The organism is Desulfonatronum zhilinae, assembly GCF_900182865.1.
GTDB lineage: Bacteria > Desulfobacterota > Desulfovibrionia > Desulfovibrionales > Desulfonatronaceae > Desulfonatronum > Desulfonatronum lacustre.
Genome location: NZ_FXUJ01000001.1, coordinates 162,271 through 180,190, shown reverse-complemented (window position 1 = coordinate 180,190; position 17,920 = coordinate 162,271). Strand labels below are relative to the sequence as shown.

Annotated in this window: 13 protein-coding genes; 9 read left to right on the top strand and 4 right to left on the bottom strand. The window is 61.6% G+C overall.

Going from position 1 to position 17,920, the window contains the following annotated elements; genetic code table 11:
* Positions 1 to 23: 23 nt before the first annotated feature.
* Positions 24 to 1,604 (bottom strand): cation:proton antiporter domain-containing protein, encoded by a 1,581-nt coding sequence (locus AC559A_RS00805; RefSeq protein ID WP_498815603.1) that lies wholly within the window; start codon positions 1,602 to 1,604, stop codon positions 24 to 26.
* Between the two features lie 218 nt (positions 1,605 to 1,822).
* Between AC559A_RS00805 and AC559A_RS00800 the strand changes: the two genes are divergently transcribed.
* The 3 genes from AC559A_RS00800 (at position 1,823) to AC559A_RS00790 (ending at position 4,937) form a co-directional block, all read left to right on the top strand.
* Positions 1,823 to 1,960, top strand: coding sequence for a hypothetical protein (locus tag AC559A_RS00800; RefSeq protein ID WP_498815602.1), 138 nt, complete (start codon positions 1,823 to 1,825; stop codon positions 1,958 to 1,960).
* Between the two features lie 78 nt (positions 1,961 to 2,038).
* A complete protein-coding gene (trkA, locus tag AC559A_RS00795) occupies positions 2,039 to 3,403 on the top strand; it encodes a Trk system potassium transporter TrkA (protein WP_498815600.1) in 1,365 nt (454 codons plus the stop codon).
* Between the two features lie 82 nt (positions 3,404 to 3,485).
* Positions 3,486 to 4,937 carry a TrkH family potassium uptake protein gene (locus AC559A_RS00790; protein WP_028572983.1) on the top strand — a complete coding sequence of 484 codons (1,452 nt, stop codon included), beginning with the start codon at positions 3,486 to 3,488 and terminating at the stop codon, positions 4,935 to 4,937.
* Positions 4,938 to 4,971: 34 nt separating this feature from the next.
* Here the strand turns inward: AC559A_RS00790 and AC559A_RS00785 are convergent, their stop codons facing one another.
* The 3 genes from AC559A_RS00785 to AC559A_RS00775 all read right to left on the bottom strand — a co-directional run bounded on the left by AC559A_RS00785 (position 4,972) and on the right by AC559A_RS00775 (position 7,198).
* Positions 4,972 to 5,445 carry a type II toxin-antitoxin system YhaV family toxin gene (locus AC559A_RS00785; protein ID WP_028572982.1) on the bottom strand — a complete coding sequence of 158 codons (474 nt, stop codon included), beginning with the start codon at positions 5,443 to 5,445 and terminating at the stop codon, positions 4,972 to 4,974.
* The gene (locus tag AC559A_RS00780; RefSeq protein ID WP_498815598.1) at positions 5,445 to 5,762 is read right to left on the bottom strand and encodes a type II toxin-antitoxin system PrlF family antitoxin; all 318 of its coding nucleotides are present in this window, start codon (positions 5,760 to 5,762) and stop codon (positions 5,445 to 5,447) included. Before AC559A_RS00780 ends, AC559A_RS00785 begins: the two co-directional genes overlap by 1 nt.
* A 92-nt stretch (positions 5,763 to 5,854) precedes the next feature.
* Entirely contained in the window at positions 5,855 to 7,198 is a 1,344-nt protein-coding gene (locus tag AC559A_RS00775; RefSeq protein ID WP_498815597.1) for a 4Fe-4S binding protein, read from the bottom strand.
* A gap of 374 nt (positions 7,199 to 7,572) precedes the next feature.
* On the opposite strand from AC559A_RS00775, the gene AC559A_RS00770 reads away from it, so the two are divergent.
* The 6 genes from AC559A_RS00770 (at position 7,573) to hcp (ending at position 17,773) form a co-directional block, all read left to right on the top strand.
* The gene (locus AC559A_RS00770; RefSeq protein ID WP_498815595.1) at positions 7,573 to 9,690 is read left to right on the top strand and encodes a methyl-accepting chemotaxis protein; all 2,118 of its coding nucleotides are present in this window, start codon (positions 7,573 to 7,575) and stop codon (positions 9,688 to 9,690) included.
* A 134-nt stretch (positions 9,691 to 9,824) separates the two neighbouring features.
* Positions 9,825 to 11,534, top strand: a complete 1,710-nt coding sequence (locus tag AC559A_RS00765; RefSeq protein WP_498815594.1) for a sensor histidine kinase — start codon at positions 9,825 to 9,827, stop codon at positions 11,532 to 11,534.
* 33 nt (positions 11,535 to 11,567) lie between these two features.
* On the top strand, positions 11,568 to 12,797 hold the full coding sequence (locus AC559A_RS00760; protein ID WP_498815592.1) for an efflux RND transporter periplasmic adaptor subunit: 1,230 nt from the start codon (positions 11,568 to 11,570) through the stop codon (positions 12,795 to 12,797).
* A 2-nt stretch (positions 12,798 to 12,799) separates the two neighbouring features.
* A complete protein-coding gene (locus AC559A_RS00755) occupies positions 12,800 to 15,889 on the top strand; it encodes an efflux RND transporter permease subunit (protein WP_498815591.1) in 3,090 nt (1,029 codons plus the stop codon).
* Positions 15,886 to 16,164: a hypothetical protein gene (locus AC559A_RS00750; RefSeq protein WP_498815589.1), complete on the top strand. Its 279-nt coding sequence runs from the start codon at positions 15,886 to 15,888 to the stop codon at positions 16,162 to 16,164. Before AC559A_RS00755 ends, AC559A_RS00750 begins: the two co-directional genes overlap by 4 nt.
* Positions 16,145 to 17,773 (top strand): hydroxylamine reductase, encoded by a 1,629-nt coding sequence (hcp, locus tag AC559A_RS00745; RefSeq protein WP_498816048.1) that lies wholly within the window; start codon positions 16,145 to 16,147, stop codon positions 17,771 to 17,773. Before AC559A_RS00750 ends, hcp begins: the two co-directional genes overlap by 20 nt.
* Positions 17,774 to 17,920 lie beyond the last annotated feature (147 nt).

Below are 17,920 nucleotides of genomic sequence, written 5' to 3'. Positions count from 1 at the left end.
GCTTTGCTTGAACCGTTCCGCCGTCACTCTTGCGCCAACCGGCATCCTTCAAGAGCGCTGCGAGCCAGGCCCGTCCCGGCCTGTTCGTACATGTTGAAGGCCGTGCAGACGCCGATGGCGGACAGTTCTTCCACTTCCTCCGGGAACCGGGCAATGGCCGCGACTTGGCAGTTGAAGCCCAGGTTGCGCAGCTGTTGCGCCGCGTAGATGTTGCCTTGGTGGTTGGGCATGGCCAGGATGACCAACTCCAGTTGGATGTCCTTGCGCAGTTTCAGCCAGAACTCGGTGTCGCAGGCATCGCCCAGGATCACGTTGCGGCCCTGCCCGCGGTTGAAGTCCACCCGCTCCGGGGCGTGCTCCACGCCACAGATTTGCTTGCCATAGGTTTTTTGGAGCTCGTCGTATGCTCCGGTGCCGATGCGCCCCATTCCCAGAACCACGGCCTTCACCTCGCCAAGGTCGATGGGTGCGTCGTGAGGGTGGCAATAATCCCGCTCAAATCGACACAGCCAGGTGAACATCCGGCGGTAGACGAACTCGGAATGGGTGCTCAGCGGAGCGGAAATGGCGAAGCTGATGCTTACGGTCATGGCCGTGATCAGCAGCCAGTCCGCGGAGAGCAGCCCCTGGCCCACGGCAATGGCCGCCACGATCAGCCCGAATTCCGAATAGTTGGTCAGGGACAACGAGGCGAAGAGGCTGGAACGCGCCCGCAGGCCGAAGCGGCTGACGATGAAGTGATAGATGCCCGTCTTCACGGGCAGGAGCAGGCAGAGCAGCACGGAGGCGACCAGCATTTCCAGCGTGGGCAGGCCCGTCATGCCGATGGAGAGAAAAAAGCCCACCAGCATCAATTCCTTGAAGCCGAAAAGGGCCTTGGACAGTTCCGAGGCCCGGGGATGCCCGGCGATCAGCACGCCCACCACCAACGCGCCGAGATCCGGCTTCAGGCCGACCAGGGCGAAGCCTTCGGCCCCGACGCCCAGCGCAATAAACAGTCCGCACAGGATGAACAGCTCGCCCCGGCCGGCCATGTCCAGGAGCCGATAGAGCACCGGTCGCAACAACGGAAGGGCCAGCACGCTCAAGGCCCAGACGCTTGGGACCTTGCCCTCTGAAGCGCTCAGAAAAAGTACGGCGAAGAGGTCCTGCATGATCAGAATCCCGATGGCGATCCGACCGTAAAAAGCCGTCAGATCGCCTTTCTCCTCCAGCACCTTGACCGCGAACACCGTGCTGGAAAAGGATAGGGCGAAACCCAGCACCAAAATCGTCTGCCAGGTCATGTCCATCAGCGGAGTATCCAGCCAGTACTGCCCCAAGAGCAGAACCCCGCACATGAAGGCCGTGGTCAGGATCATCTGGGCCGTGGCGCCGGCCCAGATCTCGGCCTTGAGCAGACCGCGGACGTCCAGCTTCAGTCCGATGGAAAACAACAACAACGTGATGCCCAGGTCCGCCACCATATCCAGTCCGGCAGGCGGCAGAAGACCGGCCATGTTATAGGCGAACCCGGCCACGAGGAATCCGACCATGGGCGGCAGACCGATCCGGGTCAGGGCCAAGCCGAAGACAAAGGCGAAGCTGACTAAAATAATGAGCATTGATTGAACTCCGGAAAGAGAGATAAATGGCGCGAAAAACAGCGACCAAGATGGTCGCGGTAATCTGCGGCGTCCAAATCGCCAAGCGGCTTGTGACAAAACCCCACGCAAACATCAAGAAAGGGTGTCAATGGCCACCGGAGGGGGCAGATTTGTTCGACTCTCACCCGCTATCTGAATCGGTATCGAAATCGAAATCGTGATCGAAATCGAACATCATGTCCAAGAAGATGACGCAATCACGGGGTGATGCACAGCATTTTTCAAGTTTCGATTTCGATCGCGATTTCGATCGCGATTTGGATTTCGATGAGAACAAACTTGCCGTGGAGCCTCCGGAGGGTTTTCTTGCGTGATGGTCCTGCCGGGCGTATGGAGCCCATTTGGAAGGCTTACGAAACGGGCCGGCAATTTCGACAAGGAGCAACCGTCGTATGCGCATTGTGATCATCGGGGCCGGGGAAATCGGCTTTCACGTGGCCCAGCGCCTCTCACTGGAGCACAAGGACGTGGTGGTCATCGACAAAAGCCCGGAGGCTCTCAGGCGGATCAACGATCACCTGGACGTGCAGACCATTCTGGGTTCCGGGAGCAGCCCGGTGCTCTTGGAGCAGGCCGGGATTCAGCAGGCCAAGCTGCTGCTGGCGGTCACGGACAGCGATGAAACCAATCTCACGGCCTGTCTGTTCGCCCGGGCCCTGGCCCCGGACTTGACCAAACTGGCCCGGATCCGCAACCAGGAATACCTGCACTACAAATCCACCCTGACCCGGGAAATCCTGAACATCGCTCATGTGATCAATCCGGATCAGGAAGTGGTTCTGGCCCTGGAACGGATGCTGGAGGTTCCCGGGGCCATGGAGGTCAACCCGTTCGCCGGGGGACGGGTCAAGCTGATCGGGGTGCGGATCTGTCCGGACAGCCCGCTGATCGGCATGCGGCTGATGGATATCCCGGATCGCTACCGGGACGATCGGTTCATCGTCGCGGCCATTGTCCGCGACGAGAGGTTGCTGATACCCACCGGCCCGGACGCCTTGCGCAGGGAGGACGTGGTCTACTTCATCTGCGCCGGCGACCGGGTCGAGCGCGTCCTGCCTCTGTTTTCCCCCTGCACGACAAAGGTCCGCAACGCCATGATCGTCGGCGGAGGCAGCGTGGGGCTCTTGGCCGCCAAGGCCTTGGAACGCAAAGGCCTGTCCGTCAAGCTCATTGAACGCAACCCGCAACGCTGTGAAAAGCTGGCCGGAGAATTGGACAAGACCATCGTGCTCCACGGCGACGGCTCGGACGGGGACCTGCTTCAGGAGGAAGGCATCCGGGAAACCGACGCCTTCATCGCCCTGACCGGCGGCGAGGAGACCAACGTCCTGCTCTCCCTGCTGGCCAAGCGGCTGGGCGCGGCCAAGACCATCACCCGAATCAACAAGTTCGCCTACATTCCTCTGGTCCGGGCCATCGGCCTGGAAAACGTGATCAGTCCCCGGATATCCGCGGTCCACACCATTTACCGCCATGTCCGCCGGGGCAAGGTCATTTCCTCGGTCTTCATCCGCGGCGAAGAAGCCGAGGCCCTGGAAGCCGTGGCCCAGGAAAAGTCGCCCATTGTCCACAAGCCGATCAAGGACCTGCGCTTCCCCAAGGGCGCCCTGATTCTCTGCGTGATCCGCGGCGAAGAGGTGATCATTCCGGACGGGGAAAGCGTGATCCGGCCCGGTGACAGAATCGTGATCCTCTCCACCCGGGCGAACATCTCCAAAGTGGAGCGGGTCCTGGCCGTCAAACTGGAATACATCTGAAATCGTGATCCGTGGCCTGTGCCTGGAGATTCGTCCGCAACAACCACAAGCCACCCCTCACAGGTTATTGCAAGGGAAACATATGCACTGGCGAGGCATCCTCTCCTACACCGGCGTGATCATCGCCGCCGTGGGCCTGCTCATGCTCCCGGCCCTGGCTTGTTCGCTGTATTACGGGGATGCGGGCGTCACGCCCCTGCTGGTCTCCATGGTCTCGGTCAGCCTCGCGGGGCTGGCGCTGTACCTGGTTTGGCGCAAGCACGCTCCGGAAACCGTGACCAGCCGGGAGGCCATGAGCGTGGTGGCCCTGTGCTGGATCAGCGCCGGGCTGGTCGGGGCCCTGCCTTTCTACCTCGGCGGCGTGTTCGACACCTTTACGGACGCCTTTTTCGAGTCGGTCTCCGGCTTCACCACCACGGGCTCCTCCGTGCTCACGGATATCGAAGTCGTGGCTCCGGGTCTGCTGTTCTGGCGCAGCATGACCCAATGGATCGGCGGCATGGGCATCATCGTGCTGTCCGTGGCCGTACTGCCCATCCTCGGGGTGGGCGGCATGCACCTCTACCGGGCCGAATTTTCCGGCGGCAGACAGGACCGGATCAAGCCCCGGGTCCGGGCCGCGGCCCTGTCGCTGTGGAAGGTCTACCTGCTCTTTTCCGCCGTGCTGGTGGGTTTGCTGCTTCTGGGCGGGATGAACCTCTTCGACGCCCTGTGCCACATGTTCGCCACCATTGCCACGGGCGGCTATTCCACCAAGAATCTGTCCATGGGCCATTACCAGAGCGCTTATCTGCATCTGGTGGTCACGGTGTTCATGTTCCTGGGCGCGATCAATTTCGCTCTGCACTACCAGGCCCTGCGCGGACGTCCTCTGGCGTTGTGGCGCAATTCCGAAGCTCGATTCTTCACTCTGCTGGTCCTGGGCGCCATTGCCGTGATCGGCGTGACGCTTTGGACAAACCGGACCTACGAAACCCTGGGTGAAGCGTTCCTGTACAGTGCCTTTAACCTGGTCTCCATCATCACCACCACCGGCTACGCCACGGCGGACTTCGCCCTTTGGCCGCCACTGGCAGGGGCTCTTCTTTTCGCGGCCATGTTCATCGGCGGATGCGCCGGGTCCACTTCCGGAGGGGTGAAGTGCATGCGCGTGCTCCTGGCGGCCAGGCATATGTACAGGGAAAGCTTCCGGGTCATCCATCCCCAGGCCGTGGTCCAGGTCAAGATGAGCGGCAAGCCCGTGGAGGAAAGCGTAATCAGCGGAATCTGGGGTTTTCTGGGCCTGTTCGCGGCCCTGTACCTGGTGCTGTCCCTGCTGTTGGCGGCCATGGGGCTGGATATGGTCACCTCCTTCAGCGCGGCCATCGCGGCCATGGGCAACATCGGCCCGGGCTTCGGCGACGTTGGGCCGGCGCAGAACTTCGCCCACCTGCCCGCCGCGGCCAAGTGGCTGCTCGCCTGGGGCATGCTCCTGGGACGGCTGGAACTCTACGCCGTGATCATCTTCCTGCTGCCGGCCTTTTGGAGGGCGTGACGGTTAAAGTCCGGAGCAGGCGCTGTTGTGCCGATTATGTCTTCGAGTGCGCCTTCGATTGGGCCAGAAGGCTTTCCCAGTCTTCCGGAGGGCATCCTTTGTCGAGCATTTTCCGGAAGACCTTGTAAGCGTCGTTTCCACTGTCGTACGCCCTTTTTGTCTGCTCGTCGTTGACCCAGGCATAGAGAATGATTCGCTTTTTCTGATGATAACGGAAGAAGAGCCGGTATTGTTGAAAAAACTTGGCTCGGAGCCAGTGCTTGCGTTGGCCGCCCAGCGTTCCGCCCTGGCGGTATTCCGGACGCCGCGGGTCTTGGGGAATGATCTCGAAGGCCAGCTTGGAGATGGCGGCAAGACGTTTGGCGATATTTTTTTTCTGGTACCCTCGTGGGTCCTTGTCCCTCAGACTCGCCACTTGCGCGGCAAGCCGTTCTAACTGGTCCAGGAACAAAGGGTGGGCGTAAATTGACCATCCATTGACGACGAGTGGCCGGGCAGCGTCGCTCATCAATCTTCTTCCAACGGCTGGTCAAGATCCACTTGAATATTTTGCGCCAACGACGTGATCCGTTGGGCTAGACCACTGTCTATCGCCTGAATCCGTTCTGGATGTTGTTCCATGTCTCGGACCAGAAATGCGAGGAATTCCTCCAGCACGGGATCATTATCCTCCTCGTCGACACGAGCAATGAACACTTCCCCCGCGTCAATGCTGTACCTGAGCCTATCCCCTTTCCCGAGTCCAAGGGTTTCCCGAACGACCTTGGGAATGGTGGTTTGGTAGCGTTCTGTCAGAGTTGACTCAAACAAAGTTGATGCTGGCATGATACCTCCTTCATGGCATTGGTTGAAGGTAATGCGCGTGCATTGCGGCGTCAACCCTGATTTTTGATCCGAACCATTCTTTTCGACTCGAATCAAATCCTGGCCGTGGCCAGGAACACGGCATGCAAGGTGCTGATCAGCAGGACGAACAATTGGTGAGATGCGACCGACGAGAGCCGGGCAAAGCCGTAGGTCAACCGACCGTCGCGGCAGCGGTGGATGCAGTCCCCGCACAGGGTGCAGGACAATCCGGGTTTTCGGTTGGCGAGGTGTTCCGGCTCCAGGGCGCCGTACCGGCAGACCCGGGCGCAGCGACCGCAGGCGTCGCAGTCCCGGTTGATGCGCAGCCGCCAAGGCAGCAGTCGCCCCAGGGCCACCGCGGCCAACCCTATCGGACAAAAGACCGTGCAATGGGCCATCACGCCCACTTTACGGGATATTGCGGCCATGATCCCCACTCCCACCAGTCCGAATCCGGCGGCCAACGTCACGGCCCAGGTCCAGTGTACGCCCATCAGGCGCAACCCCAGGGCCGTAACCATCACAAGCGCGAAAATACTCAGGCGGGCAGGGAAGGCCCAGGACGGCAGGGCTTGCGGACGTTTGGTCCGCAAGGCCGCCTGGTGGTCCCAGGCCCCGATGTAGCAGAGATGGCTGCACCAGGCCGGCCCCACCAGGAGAACCGTGCTCAGAAAGAGAGTGAGCATGAAGATCCCCTCCCCGCGATAGATCGGTCCGGCCAGGATCAAGGCCGGAACCGGCAGATGCAGGTCCCCGGTCATCAAGAACCGCTCCCATCCCGCTAAACCCAGGGCCAGTTGGCCGAAAAAGACCAGGGAAAAGAACAGCCACATCCGGGCACGCACCAGCGGAGCCCTCTCCGGATTCGTCAGCTTGCCCGCGATCCACGCCGCATAGAGGCCCATGCCCAGAATTTGGAGCACGCCGAAGCCCGGGAAAAAGCGGTCCGCGAGCAGGATCGGAAAGGAAACCTTGGCCTGGGCCAGCACCAAAGCGCAAACCGTGAGCAGAAACGCCCCGGCCTGGACCAATGCCGCTTCCGGCCTTCGGCGGAAGCGTTCTCGAAGAACGCGGGTTTCGAAAAACAAGGCTCCGCTGCCCGTGACCATGGCCACCGAGCCGAGGATCAGGGCCAGCCGCAGCCAGGGCAGGCCGACCACTTGGCGAAACTGGATCAGATCCATCATGGCCAGTACCCAGACGGCCATGCCCGCTGCAAAGGCCGCTTGCAGCACCGGACGCACCCAGGCCTGGCGAAGAAAAAACAGGCCGGGCAAGGCCAGGCAGACCGCCACCATTCCCAGGTCGCCGGAACGCAGGTAATGGGCCGCCAGCAACAGGCAGGACAAGATCGGCAGGGTCAAGGCTCCGAAAGTACGCAGGGTGGTGCGCAATGGAGATGTGGGCGAGGTCATACGGGCTCCGTGGTCCGAGGGAAGAGAGACTCATTGATAGGCCGAAAATCTTCGCGCCGGCCTTGATCTGGATCAATTTTTGATCTCGTCCCTTTTTGCTCTTCAACGTTACACAATTTGATTCAGATCAAGGCGCGGGATTGCCGCGAGGGCCAGAGTCGAGACAAGCTCGTTGGACGATTCGTCTTCGGTGACGTGCCGGGGAGAGACTCGAAAGAGCTTGTGCCAAATCTTCGATACTAACCCGACGTGTTGACGGATTTCCAGGAAAGTGGTTCAGACGGGAAGATAAATGCGATCATGAACTGCTCCGGGCGACGGGGCGGACGACCAAGCCGATAATCAGGCCGACAATCAAGCGACGGAGGTGCGGAATGCAAAGAATATTGGGCGACTTGCGGATCAGCGTCAAACTGATGCTGTTGATTATCGTGCCCATCGCGGCCATGCTGATCATATCCGGCGTAGTGCTCAAGGAGCGTCGGCAAACCATGGCGGACATGCAGCGGCTGGAGCAATTGATCCTGCTTTCGGTCAGAATCGGCAACCTGATCCACGACATGCAGGTGGAGCGGGGGCTTTCCGCCGGATTCGTCAGTTCCCAGGGCCGCGAGTTCGGCGCTGAGCTGAACGCGCAGCTTCGTCGCACGGACCAGAGCTTGGCGGCTTTTCAGGATTTCGTGGACACCGGGCTGGCAGGGCTGGAGAACGTGCGGTCCCAGGCCCAGGCGCAGTCCCGTGAACTGGGGCGACTGCGGGAGTTCCGCGCCGAGGTTTCCGCGCGCGACATCACCGGTATTCAAACCGTGGACAAGTATACCGGATTGATTGAAAGCCTGATGGCCTCGATCCGGGCCATGCCCAACGCAACCGACGACAGCGACGCCACTCGGTTCGCCGTGGCCTACGCGGCCCTGTTGCAAGCCAAGGAATATGCCGGCCAGGAACGGGCTATTCTGTCCAATATCTTCACCGCGCAAAGGATGACCGGAGAACAGTTACGGCGCTGGCTGAACGTGTTGGTCCGTCAGGATGAACTGTTCGACGTGTTCCTCGCCTACGCGCCGCCGACCCAGCGAACAGCCTTAACGAACGTCATGAACGAACACGGCCCGCGGGTGGCGCCGTGGCGGGATCGCGTCTTCTCCAGCATGGAGGGAGGGACGTTGGCCGGAGACGCGGGGCAATGGTTCCGTGACTCCACGTCGCGCATTGAGGGGTTGAAGCGTATTGAGGACACCTCGGCTCGGGACATGGAAGCCATGGCCGAGGACTTGGCCAGACAGGCCAGGAGCGCCTTTGCGCTGGTGTCCGCGCTGATCGCGGCGGCCCTGGTCGTGACCGGGTTGCTGGCCGCGGCCATCATGCGCGGCATTTCCGGTCCCGTGAGCCGGACCGTGAGCTTCGCCCGGGCCGTGGCCCAGGGGGACCTGAGCCAGAAACTGACCATCCGCCAGGGCGACGAGATCGGCGTGTTGTGCGACGCGCTGCGGACCATGGTCGACGCCTTGAAGGAGAAAATCGCCGAGGCCGAGGCCAAGACCGCGGAAGCGGCCCAGGAGGCCGAACGGGCCAGGCAGGCCACATCCGAGGCCGAGGCGGCCCGGGCCCAGGCCGAGCGAGCCAAGAAGGAAGGCATGATCCAGGCCGCGGCCAAGATCGAACACGTGGTGGAGCGGCTCAGCTCCGCTTCCCAGGAACTCAGCGCCCAAGTGGAGCATTCGTCCCAGGGAGCCAAAACACAGAAGGAGCGGATCACCGAAACGGCCACGGCCATGGAGGAAATGAACGCCACGGTTCTCGAAGTGGCCAGAAACGCCTCCAACGCGGCCCAGTCCGCGGATTCGGCCCGCCAGGACGCCCTGGCCGGAGCGGACGCGGTGCGCAAGGTGGTGGGCGCCATCGGCCGGGTCCAGAATCAAGCCACGGAACTCAAGACGAACATGGGCGAGCTGGCCAAGGCCGCGGACGGCATCGGACGGATCATCGGCGTGATCAACGACATCGCGGACCAGACCAACCTTCTGGCCCTGAACGCTGCCATTGAGGCGGCCCGGGCCGGGGACGCCGGACGCGGCTTCGCCGTGGTGGCCGACGAGGTGCGCAAACTGGCCGAAAAGACCATGGTCGCCACCAAGGAAGTGGAACAGGCCATCCATGGCATCCAGTCCGTGACCCAGGTCAACGCCCAGAGCGTGGATCAGTCCGTGACCATCATCCAGGACGCCACGGGCCTGGCCAACGATTCCGGCAAGACCCTGGAGCGGATCGTCGAACTGGTGGCGGACACATCGGATCAGGTCAGCTCCATCGCCGCGGCCAGCGAGGAACAGTCCGCGGCCAGCGAGGAAATCAATCGGGCCATTTCCGAGGTCAACCAGGTTGCCGACGAAACCGCAGCGGGAATGGACGAGTCGGCCTCGGCGGTGAACGAGTTGGCTGAACAGGCTCAGGAACTGCAACGTCTGGTGGAGGTCATGGCCAAGGGGTAGAGGCTATTGCTTGACACGGCTCTTCCGTGCCGTACGCTGAATGTCCTAACCGCGTAGAGAGACGATGCACCTGCACCGTGCACCGACGGCAATCATGAAGCACCGGTTCTTTTCGATGAACGACAGGAGGACGTATGAGCATAAATTCCCGCCTGGCCTTGACTATAGGGGGAGTCATTCTTGTCGCCGCCTTGATCACGATTCTCTTTGTGAATGCCAGAATGAAAGAGCATGCCTTGCGGGAAGCCCAAGACAAGGCCCAGGTGATTCTGGATTCCAGGCTGGCCGTACATACCTACTTCTCGCATCAACTCAAGCCGATCCTGTTTGACTTCGCCGCGACGAACGCGCCTGAACTGGGCGAACAGTTCGAACCGGTATGGATGTCCTCATCATATGCCGTGCGTGAAATGGAAGAGTACTTTAAAGGATTGCATGACATTCCTTATTATTACAAGGAGGCGGCGATCGACGCTCGTCACCCGGACAACGAAGCCGACGCCCTGGAGCGGGAGTTCATTAAAAGGCTGAACCGGGACGACGAACTGGATCTTCTGTCTGAAATCCGGATATTCGACGGTGAACCCTACTTCACCGTTCTGCAACGCGGCGAAACCATGGAAGCAACATGTCTTCGTTGCCACTCCGAACCGGAGCGTGCCCCGCGGGGCATGGTGGAAGCGTACGGCTCGGAGCGCAGCTTTCATCGGACAGAGGACGAGGTCGTCTCAGCCGTGTCCATTCGGATTCCTCTTGAGGCGGCATACACCTCCGTCAATCAACTCACCTTGCAGTTGGCCATTGCGTTCGGGACCGTACTCGTGGGCCTTTTCTGCGTGACCGTGATCCTGAACAAACGCTGGATATTCAATCCGTTGGGGTATCTTCGCGACAAGGCCCAGGCCATTGCCACGGACCCCGCGCACCTGGGAGAGCAGATCAAGCCGCCAAAAGGCACGGAACTGGTCGACCTCGCCAACACGTTCAACAGCATGTCCAAAGCTCTCCAAATTGAACGAAACGAACTTGAAGATCGTGTTCGCCGACGGACGATGGAACTTGAAACGTCCAATGCCAAGCTGCGAAGAGAAATGGCTGAACGCGAACAGGCCGAAGAGATGATCAGGCTGGTCAACCAGCAGTTGCGGATATCCAATGAGGACAAAGACAGACTCTTTTCCATTATCGCCCATGACCTGAAATCCCCTTTGACCGGACTGATGACCTCAACACAGATGCTTGCCGAGGATATTGATGTCTTTTCCGAACAGGAGGTAACCCGTCTGGCTTCAGAGTTGCACAAAAACACAAACCACATGATGGCTCTGCTTGATGATCTGATGCAATGGGCGCGCATGGGTCAAGGCAACATGGAGTTTATCCTTGAGCCATCCAGTATGCATGAACTGGCGAGCATCAGCCTGAATTCGACCCAGGGCGTGGCCGACCAGAAGGACATCTCCATCATCATTGATATTCCCCGCGACATGACGGCCATGATCGACAAACCGATGATCAACACCGTCATTCGCAATCTGCTCTTCAATGCCGTGAAATTCACGCCCCGTGGCGGAGAAATTCTCGTTACGGCCCGACAAGAAGGCGACGTTATTCAGATGGCCGTGAAGGATAGCGGTATCGGCATAAACAAGGAAAAGCTGTCGAACCTCTTCACCATTTCCAGGGACAAGCGCCAGCTTGGGACGGAAGGCGAAAAGGGTACCGGCCTCGGCCTGGTCATCTGCAAACAGTTCATCGAAAAGCACGGTGGTCGAATCTGGATGGAAAGCGAACCAGGACAGGGAACGACCGTTTTTTTTACGCTGCCAAAAGGGCGGGCATGATCTCGTGTAGCAACCATCACAAAGAGATGCGGCATGAAGCAAGTGGACATGAGTCATGCGGACGGGGTCGCCGTTGAGTCGACGGGAGGCATGACATCCGTCGCGTCGCGCCTGATCGTGGCGTTGCTCCTTATCGGCTTGGTCGTATGGATCGGCCTGGGCGTTGCGCAGCGGATGCAAGCGCGTCTGCATCCGGAACCGGCCCGAATCCCTCCGCCCATTGCCGTGGAGGTCATGTCCGTTCAAACCGCGCCCTTCGTCCTGACCCGGGAGTATCAGGGCACGGTGGAGGCGGACACGCGAGCCGTGGTCTCGGCCAGGGTTCCGGGCAAGGTGCTTGCCTTCGCCTTGCGGGAAGGTCAGGCCGTATCCCGGGGCGCGGAGCTCGTCCGCCTGGACGACACGGAATCGCGCCGGGAGGTGGAGCGCCTGATGGCTTTGGAGGAACGGATCGCCGGGGAGCTGGACCTGGCGCAGACCACCTTGCTGCGCGAAAAAGAACTCTACCGCCAGGGCGGCATCGCCCAGGCGGCCCTGGATGCGGCGCGGCAGCGCGTACACGCCTTGCAAGCCCAGGCCCGCGAGGCACGAGCCGCTCTGGATCTTGCTCGGGCCAAGGTCGACTATGCCCGTGAGCAGGCCCCTTTTGCCGGACTCGTGCAGGAAGTGTTCGTGCGAGAAGGGGAGTTCGTCGGCATCGGAGCGCCCCTGATCGCGTTGACCAGCCAGGAACGGCTTAAGGCCGTAGTGGCTGTATCCCAGGGCGATGCGTCCGACATTCATGCCGGGCAACCCGTGTCCCTGGGCGTTCCGGCAGTGGGCCAAACCTGGCCCAGCCGGGTAGAGCTGGTGCATCCGACCCTGGACCCGGCCACACGTAATCTGACCCTGAGCGCTTTTTTTCCTCCGGACGCATCGACCGGTCACCCCGGCGGGACCGTGCGTCCCGGCATGGCCGTGCGCGCCGTGCTGGAGCACACGGACGAAGAGGAGGTGATCCTGATCCCGGCTAGGGCCATCCACCGAGGGCAGACTTCGGCCAGGGCCTTTGTCGTGGAAGGCGGGGTCGCCGTGCGCCGGGATCTTGAGCTGGGTCCATCCCGGCAGGGCTGGGTTCAGGTGCTGTCCGGTCTGGCTCCCGGCGAGAGGTTGATCACCACCTTTGATCCTCGATTGGTCACGGGAGAGGCGGTCTTTGTTGCTTCAGAACCCGGAGAAGCTCGAGAGCCGAAAGCGCCCCAGGAGCCCGAGGGAGGAAGGTGACCATGCGTTGGCCGGAGCTGGTCTTGCGGCACAAACACGCTGTCCTCGCCCTGCTCGCGGCCGTGATGATCCTGGGCGTCCAGGCGCGGTTCCAGCTTCCGGTCCAATTGTTTCCGGACACCAACCCGCCCACGGTGACCGTGATCACCGAATACCCCGGCATGGCCGCCGAAGACGTTGACCTAGACCTGACCAAGTTGCTGGAGGAGGAATTCACCGGACTGGACGGCGTGACGCGGATCAGTTCCACCAGCCAGACCAATCTGTCCGTGATCCGCCTGGAATTCCAGTACGACAGGGTCTCGGCCCTGGCCGCGGTGGATGTCCAGAACGCGGTCGGCCGCGTGCGTCGCGACCTGCCCGCCGCCGTGGGCGAGCCCCAGGTGCTGGAATTTTCCACATCGGACAAGCCCATCATCACCGTGGCCCTGAGCTCGCCGGGCACGCCCCCTGAAAGACCATTGGACGAGGTGCGGGAACTCGCGGACAACGAAATCCGGGAACGCATCCAGCGTCTTCCCGGCATCGCCGCGGTGGACGTCTTCGGCGGGTCCAAACGCGAGCTGCACGTGGCCGTGCATCGGGACCGGCTGGAGTCCCTGGGGCTGGATTTCGACCACGTTGTCCGCACTCTGCGAAACTGGAACATTTCCGCTCCGGGCGGACGCATCGAGCACGGCGGGCTGGAAAGCGTGATCCGGTTCGAGGAGCCGATCCGCGGCCCCGAGGACGCCCGCGGTCTGGTTCTTGTCGCCAAGGGCGATCAGCGGGTTTATCTGGGCGACGTGGCCGACGTGCGGTTTCGGCCCGGAGAGGATCGCTCCGCCTTTCGCCATGACGGCCGACCGGCCATCGCCGTGCAGGTGATCAAGCGCGACGAGGCCAACACCGTGGAAACGGCCCGGCTGGTGCGCGAGGCCCTGGCCGAGTTACGCCTGGGCCACCCCGGGGTGGACATGGCCGTTGCCGGGGATGATTCGGAGTTCACGGAACGGGTCATCACGGACATGACCCGCACGGTGTTCTTCGCCGTGCTCCTGACCGTGCTCATCGTGTTCCTGTTTCTGGCCAATCTGCGCCAGGCAGCGATCATCGCTCTGTCCATCCCCGCTGCCTTCCTGGCCACGTTCTCCCTGATGCAGCTGGCCGGGCTGGATCTGAACATGGTCACCATGTCCGCCCTGGTTCTGGCCATCGGGCTGCTGGTGGACGACGGCATCGTGATCCTGGAGAATATTCACCGCCAAATGGCCGTGCTGGGCAAGGCCCCGCGAACCGCGGCCGTGGACGGCGTGTCGGAGTTGTTCGCCGCCAAGCTGGGAGGAACCCTGACCACTCTGGGCGTGCTCCTGCCGTTGATGTTTCTGGGCGGCTTCATCGGCAAGATGTTCGGCCCGTTGTCCATGACCCTGGCCTTTGCCCTGGCCTCGTCTTTTTTCATATCCGTGACCCTGATCCCCCTGCTGGGCGCGTACTGGCTCAAGCCGCCCCGCGAAACGGGCTTTCAGGCCGGGCTGGGCGCGATTTTGACCCGCTGGTTTTCCGGCGTGCGCGTCCTGTACCTGGCCGGTCTGCGGTCCTCCCTGCGCCATCCCCGGCTGACCCTGATCCTGGCCGCGGCCTTGCTGATCGCCGGGCTGGCCATGCTGCGCCTGTCCGGCAGCGAGATGCTGCCTCGGTTCGACTCGGGCAGTTTCCGGGTGCTGGTGGATCTCGCGCCGGGCACTCCACTGGAAGACACTCTACGGGCCGTGAACGTGGCGGAACGGTTTCTGGTGGACAATCCCGTCGTCCTGCGCACCACGCTGCGCGCCGGACACGAAGTCGGCGCCCGGGCCATGGGGGATCGCGGGGCCATGGGCGTGAACCAGGCCGAATTCGCCGTGGACCTGACCCCACGCACCGAGCGTCTGGAAAGCCAGTGGCAGATCATGGACCAGGTCCGCCGCATTCTGGAACGCACCCCCGGCGTGACCCTCGGGGTGCCCAAGGAAATGGGCGGCACGGCCAGGGCCTCCACCAGCGCCTCCATCGTCGTGCGCGTTTCGGGCAACGATCCGGTCCTGCTGGATCGAACCGCGAAAGAACTGCTGCGCCACCTGGGCGGCATCCCCGGAATTACCGACCTGTACGCGAACTGGAGCCTGGACACGCCGCAAATCAAGGTCCATCTGGACCATCAACGGGTCGCGGAACTGGGCCTGACCGGAAGCCAGGCCGCCCGCATCGCGCATCAGGCCCTGGACGGACAGGTGGCCACGAACCTGCGCCAATCCCCGCGCCGTGACCTGGACATCGTGGTGCGCTATGCCCATGCGAATCGGCAACACCTGGAAGACCTGGAAAACATCCTGCTGAACACGCCCCGCGGCCCGGTTCCGCTGCGTGAAATCGCGCGGCTGGAGCACGGTTTGGGGCCGCGCATCCTGACCCGGGAAAACGGACAACGCACCGTGGAGGTGCATGGATTTCATTTCGGACGCCCGCTTTCCGAAGTGGTCGCAGACGTCTCCGCCCGGTTGCGGGAGTTCACTCCCCCACCCGGGTATCAGACGGTTCTGGCTGGTGAGCAGAGCGATTTCGCGGAAGCCCGCGCACGCATGCTGCGCGCCTTGGCCCTGGCCGGATTGGCCGTGTATCTGATCCTGGTGATCCAGTTTTCCAGCTTCAAGCACCCCCTGACCGTGATGTCCGCCATTCCCCTGCAGTTCACAGGGGTCGGCGCGGCCTTGATCATTGCCGGAAAATACGTGTCCATGCCCGCGCTTTTGGGCATCATCTTGCTGGTGGGCATCGTGGTGAACAACGCCATCATCCTGCTGGACCTGGCCCGCGGCAGAATTCAGGACGGCCTGGAACCTGAGGAAGCCGTCATCGAGGCAGTGAGTACCCGATTTCGGCCGATCATGATGACCAGTCTGTCCACCATCGCGGGCATGCTCCCCCTGGCCTTGGAAATGGCCGTGGGCGCGGAGCGGTTTTCTCCCATCGCCACCGTGATCATCGGCGGCGTCACCGCCTCCACGGTCCTCACCCTGATCGTCATCCCGACCTTGTTCGTGGCTCTGGAGAAAAGAGATTCCCAAAAATGAACGGCGTGATAACGCGGTGCCCCATATCAAGCCCGAAGAAGGCGGGCATCCCGGCCATGTTTGCCACGGTTCGGCATATGACTCAACTATTCGATATCGTTGGTGATTTTGTCAAAAAAATCCAGCGCTCTCAAGCGGCTTTGGAGCTTTTTGACATAGATCAAGGCGCGACGTACGAACTACTGTATAACTGGAATCGTGTTCGACGAAAGACCCTTTCACCAACCATAGATTCAGAGGAGGCGGATCATGACCATGTTTTGTTACCAGTGTGAACAGACGGCCAAGGGACAGGGATGCGAAAAGGTCGGCGTGTGCGGCAAACAGCCGGACGTTGCCGCGTTGCAGGACTTGCTGGTGTATGCGCTGCAAGGGCTGGGACTGGTGGCCCATGAGGGCCGCAAGGTGGGCGTGAAGAGCGCCGAGGCCGATGCCTTTGCCTGTGAGGCGCTGTTTTCCACATTGACCAACGTGGACTTCGATCCGGAGCGGTTCGTGCCCCTGATCAAGCAGGCCGTGGCCTATCGCGAGGAGCTGCGGGCCAAGGTCAAGGCCGCGGGCGGCGTCGCGGAATTCGATTCACCCGAATCCGCGTTTGAACCCGCCCCGAGCATGGACGGACTGGTCCACCAGGGCGAAGAGCACGGGCTGCACAACGACAAGGTGACCGACCCGGACAAGCGCTCCCTGAAGCACACCCTGTTGTTCGGCATCAAGGGAGTCTCGGCGTACGCGGATCATGCCCGCATTCTCGGGCAAACGGACGACTCCGTCTACGCCTTCATTCATGAAGCCCTGGCCACCATGACCCGCACGGATCTGGAGCTGCAGGACTGGCTGGGTCTGGTGCTGCGCTGCGGCGAAGTCAACCTGAAAACCATGGAAATTTTGGATGCGGCCAATACCGGCGCCTACGGCGACCCGGTCCCCACGTCCGTGCCCCTGGGTCCGAAAAAGGGCAAGGCCATCCTGGTTTCGGGTCACGACCTGAAGGATCTGGAAGAGTTGCTCAAGCAGACCGAAGGCAAGGGCATCACCATCTACACCCACGGGGAAATGCTGCCGGCCCACGGCTATCCCAAGCTGAAGGCCTATTCGCATTTTTACGGCCACTACGGCACGGCCTGGCAGAACCAGCAGAAGGAATTCAGCGCCTTCCCCGGGGCCATCCTGATGACCACCAACTGCATCCAGCGCCCGCAGGAAAGCTACAAGGGCAACATCTTCACCACCGGTCTGGTGGGCTTTCCCGGTGTCCAACACGTCAAAAACGGCGAGTTCGGCCCGGTGATCGCCAAGGCCCTGGAAATGCCCGGCTTCACCGAGGACGTTCCCGGCAAGACCGTGCTGACCGGCTTTGCCCGCAACGCGGTGCTCTCCGCGGCGGACAAGGTCATCGACCTGGTCAAGAACAAGAAGATCCGGCACTTCTTCCTGGTGGCCGGCTGCGACGGGGCCAAGCCCGGACGCAACTACTACACCGAGTTCGTGGAAAAGGTCCCTTCGGACTGCGTGGTCCTGACCCTGGCCTGCGGCAAGTTCCGTTTCTTCGACAAGGATCTGGGCGCCATCGACGGGCTGCCCCGGCTGTTGGACATGGGTCAGTGCAACGACGCCTACTCGGCCATCCAGGTGGCCGTGGCCCTGTCCAAGGCCTTCGGCGTGGGCGTGAACGAGCTGCCCCTGTCCCTGGTCCTGTCCTGGTACGAGCAAAAGGCCGTGGCCATCCTGCTGACCCTGCTGCACCTGGGCATCCAGGACATCCGCCTCGGACCCTCACTGCCGGCCTTCACCTCGCCCAACGTGCTCCAGGTCCTGGTGGACACCTTCAACATCAAACCCATCACCACCCCGGACGAAGACCTGAAGGCCATTCTCGGCTAGCTGGGGGGCGAGGAAACTGAGTGAAAGGGGGGCGCAACGCCCCCTTTTTTGTTTTTGGTTACGTTTTGGGCATCCAGAGAAAACAATTCCTTTTTCCAAACTTGACCCAGGTCAAGGCGGCCGAATCCTCAATGCGGCATACAGGAC

What these genes read in the sequence shown, in the direction of transcription:
- AC559A_RS00760 (WP_498815592.1), top strand. Translation starts at nt 11,568, where the DNA reads ATGAAGCAAGTGGACATGAGTCATGCGGACGGGGTCGCCGTTGAGTCG.
- AC559A_RS00750 (WP_498815589.1), top strand. Translation starts at nt 15,886, where the DNA reads ATGAACGGCGTGATAACGCGGTGCCCCATATCAAGCCCGAAGAAGGCG.
- AC559A_RS00770 (WP_498815595.1), top strand. Translation starts at nt 7,573, where the DNA reads ATGCAAAGAATATTGGGCGACTTGCGGATCAGCGTCAAACTGATGCTG.
- AC559A_RS00765 (WP_498815594.1), top strand. Translation starts at nt 9,825, where the DNA reads ATGAGCATAAATTCCCGCCTGGCCTTGACTATAGGGGGAGTCATTCTT.
- trkA (WP_498815600.1), top strand. Translation starts at nt 2,039, where the DNA reads ATGCGCATTGTGATCATCGGGGCCGGGGAAATCGGCTTTCACGTGGCC.
- AC559A_RS00780 (WP_498815598.1), bottom strand. Translation starts at nt 5,762, where the DNA reads ATGCCAGCATCAACTTTGTTTGAGTCAACTCTGACAGAACGCTACCAA.
- AC559A_RS00775 (WP_498815597.1), bottom strand. Translation starts at nt 7,198, where the DNA reads ATGACCTCGCCCACATCTCCATTGCGCACCACCCTGCGTACTTTCGGA.
- AC559A_RS00785 (WP_028572982.1), bottom strand. Translation starts at nt 5,445, where the DNA reads ATGAGCGACGCTGCCCGGCCACTCGTCGTCAATGGATGGTCAATTTAC.
- AC559A_RS00790 (WP_028572983.1), top strand. Translation starts at nt 3,486, where the DNA reads ATGCACTGGCGAGGCATCCTCTCCTACACCGGCGTGATCATCGCCGCC.
- AC559A_RS00800 (WP_498815602.1), top strand. Translation starts at nt 1,823, where the DNA reads ATGTCCAAGAAGATGACGCAATCACGGGGTGATGCACAGCATTTTTCA.
- AC559A_RS00805 (WP_498815603.1), bottom strand. Translation starts at nt 1,604, where the DNA reads ATGCTCATTATTTTAGTCAGCTTCGCCTTTGTCTTCGGCTTGGCCCTG.
- AC559A_RS00755 (WP_498815591.1), top strand. Translation starts at nt 12,800, where the DNA reads ATGCGTTGGCCGGAGCTGGTCTTGCGGCACAAACACGCTGTCCTCGCC.
- hcp (WP_498816048.1), top strand. Translation starts at nt 16,145, where the DNA reads ATGTTTTGTTACCAGTGTGAACAGACGGCCAAGGGACAGGGATGCGAA.